Source organism: Streptomyces sp. Y309 (genome assembly GCF_056712025.1).
Genome location: NZ_CM160048.1, coordinates 2,283,941 through 2,296,529, shown reverse-complemented (window position 1 = coordinate 2,296,529; position 12,589 = coordinate 2,283,941). Strand labels below are relative to the sequence as shown.

At 71.9% G+C, this 12,589-nt stretch carries 9 protein-coding genes; 3 read left to right on the top strand and 6 right to left on the bottom strand.

The features are described from left to right. Nucleotides 1-174: 174 nt before the first annotated feature. On the bottom strand, nucleotides 175-2,073 hold the full coding sequence (locus tag AC0KTA_RS08450) for an amidohydrolase (protein WP_481054498.1): 1,899 nt from the start codon (nucleotides 2,071-2,073) through the stop codon (nucleotides 175-177). A gap of 322 nt (nucleotides 2,074-2,395) precedes the next feature. Here AC0KTA_RS08450 and AC0KTA_RS08445 point away from each other — a divergent pair, with 322 nt between their 5' ends. Both AC0KTA_RS08445 and acnA read left to right on the top strand, forming a co-directional pair. Beyond that, nucleotides 2,396-3,526, top strand: a complete 1,131-nt coding sequence (locus AC0KTA_RS08445) for a LacI family DNA-binding transcriptional regulator (RefSeq protein ID WP_481054497.1) — start codon at nucleotides 2,396-2,398, stop codon at nucleotides 3,524-3,526. A gap of 169 nt (nucleotides 3,527-3,695) precedes the next feature. Continuing rightward, nucleotides 3,696-6,413 carry an aconitate hydratase AcnA gene (gene acnA, locus AC0KTA_RS08440; RefSeq protein ID WP_481054496.1) on the top strand — a complete coding sequence of 906 codons (2,718 nt, stop codon included), beginning with the start codon at nucleotides 3,696-3,698 and terminating at the stop codon, nucleotides 6,411-6,413. 84 nt (nucleotides 6,414-6,497) lie between these two features. Here the strand turns inward: acnA and AC0KTA_RS08435 are convergent, their stop codons facing one another. The 3 genes from AC0KTA_RS08435 to AC0KTA_RS08425 form a co-directional block, all read right to left on the bottom strand. Then, on the bottom strand, nucleotides 6,498-7,274 hold the full coding sequence (locus AC0KTA_RS08435) for a hypothetical protein (RefSeq protein WP_481054495.1): 777 nt from the start codon (nucleotides 7,272-7,274) through the stop codon (nucleotides 6,498-6,500). Nucleotides 7,275-7,376: 102 nt separating this feature from the next. Further along, nucleotides 7,377-7,769 carry a VOC family protein gene (locus AC0KTA_RS08430; protein ID WP_481054494.1) on the bottom strand — a complete coding sequence of 131 codons (393 nt, stop codon included), beginning with the start codon at nucleotides 7,767-7,769 and terminating at the stop codon, nucleotides 7,377-7,379. A 141-nt stretch (nucleotides 7,770-7,910) separates the two neighbouring features. Beyond that, complete coding sequence (locus AC0KTA_RS08425) at nucleotides 7,911-8,219, bottom strand: ArsR/SmtB family transcription factor (RefSeq protein WP_481054493.1); 309 nt, start codon at nucleotides 8,217-8,219, stop codon at nucleotides 7,911-7,913. 157 nt (nucleotides 8,220-8,376) lie between these two features. Here AC0KTA_RS08425 and AC0KTA_RS08420 point away from each other — a divergent pair, with 157 nt between their 5' ends. Beyond that, nucleotides 8,377-9,816, top strand: a complete 1,440-nt coding sequence (locus AC0KTA_RS08420; protein WP_481054492.1) for an MFS transporter — start codon at nucleotides 8,377-8,379, stop codon at nucleotides 9,814-9,816. Nucleotides 9,817-9,857: 41 nt separating this feature from the next. Here AC0KTA_RS08420 and AC0KTA_RS08415 read toward each other — a convergent pair whose 3' ends face one another. Both AC0KTA_RS08415 and AC0KTA_RS08410 read right to left on the bottom strand, forming a co-directional pair. After that, nucleotides 9,858-11,900 carry a HEAT repeat domain-containing protein gene (locus AC0KTA_RS08415; protein WP_481054491.1) on the bottom strand — a complete coding sequence of 681 codons (2,043 nt, stop codon included), beginning with the start codon at nucleotides 11,898-11,900 and terminating at the stop codon, nucleotides 9,858-9,860. Further along, nucleotides 11,901-12,581, bottom strand: a complete 681-nt coding sequence (locus AC0KTA_RS08410; RefSeq protein WP_481054490.1) for a DUF7019 family protein — start codon at nucleotides 12,579-12,581, stop codon at nucleotides 11,901-11,903. Nucleotides 12,582-12,589: the final 8 nt, after the last annotated feature.

Below are 12,589 nucleotides of genomic sequence, written 5' to 3'. Positions count from 1 at the left end.
GCTCCGCATGAGCCCGCGGGAGCCGCCTCCCATCCGGGAGTTGGGCCGGACGGGCGGCCGGGGGCCGACCGCACCGCAGAGCCGGGCGCACCCGCCAGGGTCAGCCGCGCCCGTACGGTCACCCGCATCCGCCAGGGTCAGCCGCGCCCGTACGGTCACCCGCATCCGCCAGGGTCACCCGCACCGGCACGTCACCCGTGGCCGGCCCGCCGCCCGCGTCACCCGGGCGGCGGCCGCGCGCCCCGACGGCGCATCGCCGTCGTGTACCACTCTGCCTCCGCTGAGCGTGAGGCGCACCTCGACGCCGCTGATCTCGGCCACCGGACACCGCGTCACATCGCGGTCGAGCAGCACCAGATCCGCCTGCTTGCCGCGTTCGACGGTCCCGGTGAGGTGGGCCGCGCGCAGCTGCCGCGCGGTGCCGAGGGTGTGCGTGAGCAGCGACGACGTCCGGCTGATGCCCTCCTTGGCGCGGTAGAGGTCGCCGTCTCCTTCGGCGTCCGTGCCGCGCCGGTCGACGGCGGTGCGCACCTGGTTCCACACCTGGAGGGGGTCGACGGGCCAGTCGGAGCCACCGGAGAGGCGTGCGCCGTGCGACTGAAGGCTGCGCGCCGGGTACAGCCATCGGTGCCGCGCCGTGCCGAGGTACGGAAGCAGCGAGTCCATCGTCCAGGCGTTCCGCGTCGCCCATTGCAGTTGCATACAGGCAGTGACGCCGAGTTCGGCGAACCGGGGCAGATCGGCGGGGTCGACGAGCTGGAGGTGCGCGATGGTGTTGCGGACGTCACGGCGGCCGGTGCGGCGCAGCGCGTACGCGTATCCGTCGAGGGCGGTGCGCACGGCCCGGTCGCCGATGGCGTGCGCGTGCAGCTGCCAGCCTTCGGCGTTGAAGGCGGCGGTGAGCCGCCCGAAGTCGGCGGCCGACACATACAGGTCACCCCGGTGGTCGGTGGGCCTGCCGTCTTTGTCCAGATAGGGCGTGAGCAGTGCGGCGGTCTGTGCCGGATATTCGATGACGCCGTCGAGGAAGACCTTGACGGTGCCGAACCGGAGCCCGCGCACACCGTCGAAGTCGTCGCGCAGCTTCTTCGCGTACGCGACCGAGGCGCGCGGGTCCTTGGCCTGTTCGGAGCTGAGCCGGAGCGCGGGCACGACGCGCTGAGGGAGCTTCCCCGCCGCGGCGAGCGCCCGGTACAGCGCCAGCTCGTCCTCGCCCACCACCGCTTCCATGAAGGTGGTGATCCCCGACGCCGCCGCCTCGGCGAACACCTTGGCGGCCGCGGCCACGAGCTCGCTCTCGCCGGGCTCGGGGATGTGCCGGGACACCAGGGGTTGCGCGTCGTCCTTGAGCACGCCGGTCGGCTTGCCGTCCGCGCCCTTGACTATCTTGCCGCCGACGGGGTCCGGGGTCGCGGCGGTGATGTCCGCGATGTCCAGTGCGCGCTGATTGACCCACATGTTGTGGCCGTCGCCGCCGCGCAGCGCGATGGGGCGGCGGGTGGGCAGGGCGTCGAGCATCGAGTGGTGCGGGGCGGTGCCGCGCGGAAGCAGTCCCACCGGATTCCAGTCCTCCACGACGAGCCAGCCGTCGGGCTCGTCGCCGGAGGTGTCCTTGAGGAACCCGGTGAGGGTCTTCTGCAACTCCTCGACGCTGTGCTCGGCCCCGTCGAGCGACGGCCTGAGCGATCGGGTGGCGGCGTCCGTCGGGTGGGCGTGCCCGTCGTGGATCCCGCTGAGCAGGCTGCCGCCGCACCCGTCGACGACCTCGGTGTCCCGTCCGGCGAACCGCCGCACCTCGGCGTCCGACCCGACGGCGAGGATCCGCCCGTCCCGCCCGACGGCGACCGCCCGCGCGGGCCCGGAGCCGCGCACACCGGTGAACACCCGGGCGTTGTGCACGACGAGCGCGGCACTGTGGCGGGGTCCGCGCGCGGCCGACGCGGCGGCGGGGGCGCCGGTGGCGGCGACGAGTCCGGTGGCGCCGACGGCACCGGCGGCGGCGAGCAGGCTGCGCCGGGCGACGGACGAGGACGGCGGCTTCGGCGCGGGCGGTGCGGACGGCTCGGCAGGCATGGTCACTCCAAGGCGCAGGCGTCGGCTGGGTCGTGACCGCACATTCCGTGAGTAACCCGTTAACCAGAACCCGTCCCGGACAACGAAATCCGCACGCCCGCGTCCGCGAAGTCAGGCGGCAAGGCCCGCTTCCCCGTATCCGCACCCCGGCTTCCGCGTCCGCGAAGTCCGGGCCCGCCCGCGTCCGCGAAGTCCGCACCCACATCCGTCTCCCCGAGCCCGTCTCCCCGAACCCGCCTCCCCGAACCCGAACACCCGCTCCCGCTGCCGCGGCATCCGCACGCCCCCTTCCACCCCCGCCCCCCGTCCGTACGATGTCCGCGTGCCGGACAGCGGACCGACTCTCGCCGACATCGCGCGCGCCGCCGAGGTGTCGACCGCGACCGTCTCGCACGCGCTCAACGGCACCGGGCGCCTGTCCGACGCGACCCGGCGCCGCGTCCGCGCGACCGCGACCGCCCTCGGCTACGGCGCCCCGCGCACGGGGCCGCGCACCCGCACGCTCGGCATCGCCGTCACCACCTTCCCCGGCCCCTGGAACTACACCGAGATCGCCTACTTCTCACGCGTCGTCACCGCGGCCACCGCCGCCGCCCACACGCACGGCTACGCGCTCACCACGCTGCCCGCCGACCGCGTCGCCGACGCCGACTGGCACACGCTCGCCGTCGACGGCATGCTCATCGTCGACAGCCCGCCGGGCGACCCGATGGCACGGGCCCTGCGCGCCCGCGGCATCCCGCTCGTCTTCGACGGCGCCCCCGGCGACGTACGCGAGGGCGACCACTGGATCGACAACGACCACACCGCCACCACCCGCGAGGTCCTCGACCACCTCACGGCCGCCGGCGCCCGCCGCATCGCCCTGCAGTCGGGCAGCGGCGCCGAGACGTACGCGCGCGTGGTGACGGAGACGTACGAGGAGTGGTGCGCGGAACGCGGTGTCGCGGCGCGCGCCGTGCCGTTCGACGCGGCCGACACCGAAGGCCGGGCCTTCGACGCCCTGCTCACGGACACCGGCACGGGCACCGGCACCGGCACGGACACCGGCACCGGCACCGGCACGGGCGCCGGAACAACCGACCGCACCAGCACCGGCGCCGGAACCGCCCGCGCCGGAACCGCCCGCGCCGACGCCGTCTACGCCGCCTACGACCCGGGCGGCCGCCAGCTCCTCGCGGCGGCGCGCCGCCACGGGCTGCGGGTCCCCGAGGATCTGCTCCTGGTGTGCGCGAGCGAGGATCCCGGGTACGCGGACACCGAACCGCCCGTGACCACGGTGAGCCTCAACCCGGAACTCACGGCCCGCGCGGCCGTGGACCGCCTGGTCGCCCTGGTCGAGGGCGCGCGCCCGCCGGCGCCGGGACCGACCGTGGTCCCGGCGGCACTCCGGGTGCGGACCTCGTCCCGCGGCAGGGCACAGCGGGGCGCGCCTCGTCGCGACGGCGGGTGATGTACTAGAGTTATCTCGACATCGAGATATCTGCCGAGGCGTGCCGTAGCCGCACGCATCGCCGGTCCTGGCGGTAAGGGTTACCTAACTAAGCCTTACCTTAGCGGATGGGCGAGAAGTTGTGGCGGCAGGATGCGGTGGACTGCGCACAAATATGAAGGAGACTGTCGTGTCGGCGAACAGCTTCGACGCCCGCAGCACGCTGCGCGTGGGCGACGAGTCGTACGAGATCTTCAAGCTGGACAAGGTCGAGGGCTCCGCTCGCCTTCCCTACAGCCTGAAGGTGCTCCTGGAGAACCTGCTCCGCACCGAGGACGGCGCGAACATCACCGCCGACCACATCCGCGCGCTCGGCGGCTGGGACTCCCAGGCGCAGCCGAGCCAGGAAATCCAGTTCACGCCGGCCCGCGTGATCATGCAGGACTTCACGGGTGTCCCGTGTGTCGTGGACCTCGCCACCATGCGTGAGGCCGTGAAGGAGCTCGGCGGCGACCCCGCCAAGATCAACCCGCTGGCCCCGGCCGAGCTGGTCATCGACCACTCCGTCATCGCCGACAAGTTCGGCACGGCCGAGGCCTTCGGCCAGAACGTGGAGCTGGAGTACGGCCGCAACCGGGAGCGCTACCAGTTCCTGCGCTGGGGCCAGACCGCGTTCGACGAGTTCAAGGTCGTCCCGCCGGGCACCGGCATCGTCCACCAGGTGAACATCGAGCACCTGGCCCGCACGGTCATGGTCCGGGGCGGCCAGGCCTACCCGGACACCCTGGTCGGCACCGACTCGCACACCACGATGGTCAACGGCCTCGGTGTGCTCGGCTGGGGCGTCGGCGGCATCGAGGCCGAGGCCGCGATGCTCGGCCAGCCGGTCTCGATGCTCATCCCGCGCGTCGTCGGCTTCAAGCTGACCGGCGAGCTGAAGCCGGGCACGACCGCCACGGACCTCGTCCTCACGATCACCGAGATGCTGCGCAAGCACGGCGTCGTCGGCAAGTTCGTCGAGTTCTACGGCGAGGGTGTGGCCGCGACGTCGCTGGCCAACCGCGCCACCATCGGCAACATGTCGCCGGAGTTCGGCTCCACCGCAGCGATCTTCCCGATCGACGACGAGACCATCAAGTACCTGAAGCTGACGGGCCGCGACGCCCAGCAGCTCGCGCTCGTCGAGGCGTACGCCAAGGAGCAGGGCCTCTGGCTGGACCCGGCCGCCGAGCCGGACTTCTCCGAGAAGCTGGAGCTGGACCTCTCCACGGTCGTCCCGTCGATCGCCGGTCCGAAGCGCCCGCAGGACCGCATCGTCCTCGCGAACGCCGCCGAGCAGTTCAAGCAGGACGTCCGCAACTACGTCGACAGCGTGGACGAGGCGGGCCAGGAGTCCTTCCCGGCCTCCGACGCCCCGGCCGTCGCGCCGAACGGCACCCCGTCCAACCCGGTCCTCGTGACCGCCCCCGACGGCTCGACGTACGAGATCGACCACGGTGCGGTGACGGTCGCGGCCATCACCTCCTGCACCAACACCTCGAACCCGTACGTGATGGTCGCCGCCGCGCTCGTCGCGAAGAAGGCCGTCGAGAAGGGCCTGACCCGCAAGCCGTGGGTGAAGACGACCCTCGCCCCGGGCTCCAAGGTCGTCACCGACTACTTCGACAAGGCGGGGCTGACCCCCTACCTCGACAAGGTCGGCTTCAACCTCGTCGGCTACGGCTGCACCACCTGCATCGGCAACTCCGGCCCGCTGCCGGAGGAGGTCTCCAAGGCCGTCAACGACCACGACCTCGCGGTCACGTCGGTCCTCTCCGGCAACCGGAACTTCGAGGGCCGCATCAACCCCGACGTCAAGATGAACTACCTGGCGTCCCCGCCGCTGGTCGTCGCGTACGCCCTCGCGGGTTCGATGAAGGTCAACATCACCGAGGACGCCCTGGGCACCGACCAGGACGGCAACCCGGTCTACCTCAAGGACATCTGGCCGAGCGAGGCCGAGGTCAACGACGTCGTGGCCAACGCCATCGGCGAGGACATGTTCAACAAGTCCTACCAGGACGTCTTCGCGGGCGACGCCCAGTGGCAGGCCCTGTCGATCCCGACCGGCAACACCTTCGAGTGGGACTCCGAGTCCACCTACGTCCGCAAGCCCCCGTACTTCGAGGGCATGCAGATGGACCCGGCCCCGGTCTCCGACATCGCGGGCGCCCGCGTGCTCGCCAAGCTCGGCGACTCGGTCACCACCGACCACATCTCCCCGGCCGGTGCCATCAAGGCCGACACCCCGGCCGGCCAGTACCTCACGGAGCACGGCGTGGCCCGCCGCGACTTCAACAGCTACGGCTCGCGCCGCGGCAACCACGAGGTCATGATCCGCGGCACGTTCGCCAACATCCGCCTGCGCAACCAGATCGCGCCGGGCACGGAGGGCGGCTACACCCGCGACTTCACCCAGGCCGACGCGCCCGTGTCGTTCATCTACGACGCCTCCCGCAACTACATCGACCAGGGCATCCCGCTGGTCGTGCTCGCGGGCAAGGAGTACGGCTCCGGCTCGTCCCGCGACTGGGCCGCCAAGGGCACCGCGCTCCTCGGCGTCAAGGCCGTCATCGCCGAGTCGTACGAGCGCATCCACCGCTCGAACCTCATCGGCATGGGCGTCCTGCCGCTCCAGTTCCCGGAGGGCGCCTCGGCGGAGTCCCTCGGCCTGACCGGCGAGGAGACCTTCTCCTTCACCGGCGTCGAGGAGCTGAACAACGGCACCACGCCGCGCACGGTCAAGGTCACCACCGACACCGGTGTGGAGTTCGACGCGGTCGTCCGCATCGACACCCCCGGTGAGGCGGACTACTACCGCAACGGCGGCATCATGCAGTACGTGCTGCGCTCGCTGATCCGCAAGTAGGCGATCCGCATGTAGGCGGCTGCACGCACGAGTTGAGGGCCGCACCCCGGGGCGAGGGGTGCGGCCCTCGTTCATTGGGCCCCGTCAGCTCAAGGGGAGGCTCTTGACGGCCGACAGGATCGGGATGAGGACGTAGTCGCCGTTGCCGGGACCGCAGACGGGCCTGGTGTCGGCGGTGTTGGAGACGTTCGTCCCGGTCGAGTACCGGGTGTCGGGAGCCGTCACCACGCTCGTGAGGTGGCTCTTGTGCCGCTCCGAGTAGTACACGCACTGGTGCAGGTTGAGGTGGCGGCCCGCGTTCAGGTCCAGGGCCTTGGCGCCCGAGAGCCCCGGGTTGGGTACGTGACTGCCGTTGCCGGGGCCGCAGGTCGGGCTGGTCTCAGGGGTGTTGGAGACCTTGGTGCCGGTGGAGTAGCGGCCGTCGCCGCTCGGCGTCACCAGTGTGGTGAAGCGGTCGGTGCTCGCGCTCCGGTAGTAGTCGCACTGCTGGAGGTTGAGGTAGCGCCCCGCGGCGAGGTTCAGCGCCTTGACGCCGTGCAGGAGCGGGACGGGCTTGTGATTGTCGTTGCCGGGGCCGCAGTCGGCTCTGGTGTCGGCGGTGCTGGAGCGCTTCGTGCCGGTGGAGTACCGGCCGTCGGCGCTCGGGGTCACGAACGTGCTGAAGTGGTCGTCGAGGGAGCTCGCGTAGTACGAGCACTGGTGCAGGTTCAGATAGCCGGTGGCGGCGGGCGCCGCCTCCGGGCCCTTCGCCGGTCCCGGCGTCGCCGCCGAGGCCGGTGCGGCCGTGCCCATGAAGGCGCAGGCGCCGACCGCTCCGGCGAGCACCGGCCGCCATACGCGTCTGGCCGTCCATCGCGTCATTTCCGTGGTCCTCCCGCTCTTGCCTGTGCTGTGCATGCCGCAAAGCTCGCAGGAGCGGGAGGTCCACAGGTATCCCGAGATCTGGGGATTGACCGCTGTCGCTCAGGCCTTGGGCCAGCCGCCGTACGGGACCGTGATCAGTTCCATGGCGTGACCCGCCGGGTCCAGGAAGTACACGCCCCGGCCGCCGTCGTTGCGGTTGATCTCGCCGGGGTGCGTCTGCTGCGGGTCGGCCCAGTGCTGCAGGCCGCGCGCCTTGATCTTCTCGTACGCCGCGCCGAACTCGTCCTCGGAGACGAGGAACGCGTAGTGCTGCGGCGTGATCTTGTCCGCAGGGATGGTGGCGAAGTCGAGCGTGACGTCATTGCTCAGGGCCACCGCGATGAACGGGCCCCACTCGCCTGCGATGTCGAGGTCCAGCAATTCCGCGAAGAACTCGGCGGACTCCCGGTTGTCCCGGGCGTGGACGATCGTGTGATTGAGCTGTACTGCCAAGGAATGCCTCCGTGGGCATCTCCCGCACCTCCATGCCTCACCCAGTCGGTGACCGGCACGCGATGCTGGCGTGGATCTTAGGAAGGCGGGCGGCGCGCTGTCCAGCCGTCGGCGGCCGGCGCTGTTCGGCGCTGTTCGGCGCTATTCGGCGCGGACCAGGTCGAGCAGGCCGGGGAAGCGCGCGTCGAGTTCCTTGCCGCGCAGGACCGCGGTCCGGCTGTTGCCGTGGTCGACCATGCGGAGCAGACCTGCCTCGCGCATCACCTTGAAGTGGTGCGACGTCGTCGACTTCGACACTGGCAACTGGAAGGAGGCGCAGGTGCGTTCGGTGCCGTCGGGCTCGCGCAGGAACTCGGCGATCACGCCGAAGCGGAGCGGGTCGGCGAGGGCGTGCAGGACCGTGCGCAGATCCATCTCGGCGGGCAGTGGGTGCCCTTCGTCGTCCGGCACGGGACGCTCCTCCCAGTAGGTACAGCCATGAGGTTCGACATAGGTTCGACTTGCATCGTACCTCTAGTGCGTGCCAGGGTCGGATCAGGTTCGATTCAAGTCGAACCTAACGTGCGACCAATCAGCAGCCTGTCTCCTCCCTGGGGGTTCCTTCGTCATGCCCGAATCGCCGACGCTGTCCGCGACTGCCGTGTCGGACCCTGCGGTGGCTTCCGCGCGGAAGCCGCCGCTCGCGCCGCTCGCCGCGATCCTGCTCGCCGTCTTCGTCGTCCCGATGTCCATCTCGGGGACGGCGGTCGCCCTGCCCGGCATCGGCGCCGACACCGATGCCGGAACCGCCCCACTCCAGTGGGTGGTGAACGCCTTCAACGTCGCCTTCGCCTGCTTCACGCTCGTCTGGGGCTCCGTCGCCGACGTCGTCGGCCGGGTCAGGGCCTTCGCCGCCGGGGCCGCCGTCTACGCCGTCGCCTCGCTCGCCAGCGCGCTCGCCTCCGACGTGCTCCTGCTGGACGCGGCCCGTGCTCTCGCGGGCGTCGGCGGCGCGGCGATCTTCTCGTGCGGCTCCGCCATCCTGTCGACGGTGTACGAAGGCCCGGCGCGGGCCAAGGCGTTCGCGCTCTTCGGCACCGTGGCGGGCGTGGGCATCGCGGTCGGGCCCTCGCTCTCCGGGGCGATGCTCCAGACCGTCAGCTGGCGCTGGGTGTTCGCGCTGCACGCCGTGGCGCTCGCCGTCGTCCTGCTCGCCGTGCCGGTCATCGCGCGGGCGGTGCCGCCGACGCCCCGGACCGGCGCGACGATCGACGTCCCCGGCGCGGCGGTCTTCGTCGTCGCCATGGTGCTGCTCACCACCGCCATCGTGCAGGGTTCCCAGTGGGGTTGGGGGAGCGCGGGCGTGCTCGGGCTCTTCGCGGGGGCGGTCGTGGCGCTTGCCGTCTTCGGCTCCGTGGAGAAGCGGCGCGAGCACCCTCTCCTCGACCTGGGCCTGCTGCGCAACCGGCGCTTCCTCGCGCTGTGCCTGGTCCCGGTCGCCGGATCGTTCGGCTTCGTCACGATGCTCACGTACCTGCCGAGCTACCTGACGGAGGTGACCGGGCGCGGCACCGGCGCGGCGGGCCTCCTCATGGTGCTGCTCACCGCGCCGATGCTGGTCTTCCCGCTGCTCGCGGCCAAGTTGGTGGCCCGCGGTGTCTCCGCGCTCACCATCATCTACGTCAGCCTGGGCGCCCTGGTCGTCGGCGACGCCGCCCTGACGGTCTTCGGTCCCGACGTGTCCGTGGCCGTCGTCGCCCTGCCGATGATCGTCACCGGGGCGGGCATGGCGCTCGCCGCGGGCCTCGTCGACGGCCAGGCCCTGGCTCTGGTCGACCCCGCCAAGGCGGGCATGGCGGCGGGCTTCCTCAACACGCTGCGGCTCGGCAGCGAGGCGGTCGCGGTGGCGCTGTACGGCTCGGTCCTCACGACGCTCACCGCGTCACGGTCGTACGACTCCGCGTTCCATCTGGTGCTGTGGGGGTTGGCGGGCATCTGCTTGGTGCTGGGCCTTGTCGTTCTCGCGCTGATGGGCGGCCGGCGCGGCGCCAAGTCGGGCGCCGCATGAGCGGCACGGCTCCCAGGGGTACATGGTGGCTCTCCGCACGCCTACGGCCCAAGCCGGATTCCCCGGGCCTCGGCTATGGCGTTCACCGCTTCCACGTGCCAGCCGTAGGAGTGCGTCCTCCTGCGGCAGTACGCCAGCACGTGCTCGTGCGCCTCATCGGTGCCGATCTTCAACAGGGCGCGTACGGCGGCCTCCTGGGCGCCGAACCACGCGTCGGGGCCGAGGAGCGACGTCAGGGGAGTGAGGCACTCAGGTGTGCCGCGCTCGGTCAGCGCGAGGGACGCGACCTCCTGCGCCGGGCGTGACGGGGCGAGCCGCCCCGCGCCGGCCGCGACGTGCCTGGCGGCGCCCGGCGGGGGCGGTGCCGCGGCGAGCCGGATCAGGACGGCGGTCGCCTCGGCTTCGGGGCGGGCGGCGAGCGCCGCGACGAGCCGGTCGGCCAGATCCTCGCCCAGGTGGCCCACGTTCTCGGAGAGTGCGACGAGGACGGGCAGGGCGGGGGTGCCGATTCGGCTCAGGGCTTGCAGGGCGGCGCGGGCGAGGTCGGGGTCGGTGCTGCGCGGTTCGGTGGGGGTGACGCTGTCGCGCGGTTCGGTGCTGTACGTGACGAACTCCCCGAGCGTCCGGGCCGCCTCCGCCACGGGGAACGCGCCCAGAGCTGTCACCGCCCGCGCCCGTACCGCCTCGTGTGGCGAGCGCGCGCAGGCGAGCACCACCGGCAGGGTGTCCGGGGCGCCGATCAGACCGAGGGCGCGCACGGCGCGGGCGCGCACGGTGCCGGGTTGCTCCTCGTCCTCAGCGAGGGCCGCGAGGGGGCCAGTGGCGTCCGTGTGCCGCAGGGCGCCGAGCGCGTCCACTGCGGCTGTGCGCACCGCAATCGGGGCAGTGTCGTCTGCGACGACGGTCACTAGCGCCGGGGCGGCACTCGTGTGTCCGATGCCCCCCAACGCCCGTGCCGCACCGCGCCGTTGGGACACTGTCCGGTCCGCGCCGGTGAGCAGTGCCAGGACTTCCCGGAGCGGCGGATCGGGGAGGCGGGCGACGAGGTCCGCGGCGGCGTCGCTGATGTGCTCGTCGCTGAGCGCCGCCAGCAGGGCCTCGCGCGCCTCGGCGCCCGCGTACGCGGACAGGGCTTGGGCGGCCGCCCGCCGCACGGCGGGTGTCGCCGACTCACGCAGGTGGTGCCGGAGCAGGAGGTGGTACTCGCTGGTGCTCGGCGCGTCGAAGAGGTCGGGCTCTTCGGCTATGCGGGCGCAGACGGCGGCCACGGCGTGGGGCGGGGCCTCGGGGCGGTCCGGGGAGTGAGACGCCGTGCGGAGCACCTCCCACAGGTGGGCCCGCCCGTCCTCCGTCCTGGAGAGCAGAGCCGTCGCCAGGCGGGCCGTCTCGGGGTCCGGGTCGCGCTGCGGGGCGTGCAGCAGGGTTTCGGCGTGCGGCCACACATGCGCGGACGGCCAGTCGATGTCGGGCAGTGCGTGCAGCGCCGTTACGGCGGCCCGGCGCAAGTGATGGTCAGGGGCGGGGCTGTGCGCGAGGACGAGGAGGGCGGAGGTCGCGCGCGGATCCCCGATCGCGCCGAGCGTCCGCAGCACGCGTTCCGCACGCCCGGGCAGGTACTCCCAGAGTGCGGCGAGGAGCGGAGTCACGGCCTCCGGCGCGCGCAGTGCGGCCAGCGCGTCGAGCACCCGGACCGTCCAGTATCCGCGGCCGGTCGCTAACTGGTCGCACAGATCGACGAGTCCACGCACGACCTCTGGTCCACCGATGGCGACCAGGGCGTCGACCACGGGCTCGTCCAGTTGCTCGCGACTGTGACGCGACTCGGCCAGCATCCGCAGCAGCTCGGGAACCGCGCGGTGCTCCCGCAGATTCCCCAGGGCCCTGGCGGCCTGCCACCGCGGCCCGCGCCGCAGGCAGGCGAACAGCGTCTCGACGGCTTCCGGCGAACCCGTGCTGCCGCCCAGCAATTCGGTGGCGCTCAGGCGGACATCAAGAACCTCCGACCGCGTGGCCCGGCACAGACCCGCGACATCGCCATCCATGCGCATCCGCACCAGATCGGCGATCGACGACGCCTGCTCCACTCAGGCCTCCCCGTCCTCGGGCACCCGGTCCGACATCGCCACGTACAGCGGTGTCCCGATGACGATCGTCAGCTCCCGCCCGCTCCTCTGTGTCACGGTGCCGCGCATCAACTGCCGTGCCAGGAACTCGCAGTACATCGGCGGTACCGTCAACGACTCGGCGACGCGGAGCACGTCGTGCGTCACGCTCTCTCGATCCGGCATCGCGAACTGCGAGCGAACGTTGAACTGGCGCTCCCACTCGGGCGGGATGTCCTGAAGGAGCCGGAAAATCGACGGCAGCCCCGAGAAGCCGACCTTGTGCATGTCGGGTGCCGCCTCGTAGCCGATCAGGTGGTGCGCCGACCCGATGAGCGCGACGACGGTGTCCCCGTCGCGGCCCGTCATCAACGTCGGGCTGTTCGCGTCGCCGCCGTACCCCGCGATCCGCAGCCCCAGATCCCCCCGGAACCAGGCCGTGGGCTCCGACATCCAGCTGACGTCGAACTCCCGGTCCAGGTAGGCCTCCACGAGGTCGAGCCGGTCGTACGTACTCGTGTCGGCACGCGGCGACTGCACGGCGACGCTGAGCACCTTCAGGTCGACCTTCGCCTCGACGGCGAGCCGCCGCAGGAGCTTCGGCGGGATCTGCCCGTACAGCATGTCCACCTTGGCGGTGGAGACGTAGATGTAGTACCGCACGCGCGGCT

Excerpts from the sequence above, each read along its gene's own strand:
- AC0KTA_RS08450 (WP_481054498.1), bottom strand. The coding sequence starts at position 2,073 with ATGCCTGCCGAGCCGTCCGCACCGCCCGCGCCGAAGCCGCCGTCCTCG.
- AC0KTA_RS08435 (WP_481054495.1), bottom strand. The coding sequence starts at position 7,274 with ATGACGCGATGGACGGCCAGACGCGTATGGCGGCCGGTGCTCGCCGGA.
- AC0KTA_RS08420 (WP_481054492.1), top strand. The coding sequence starts at position 8,377 with ATGCCCGAATCGCCGACGCTGTCCGCGACTGCCGTGTCGGACCCTGCG.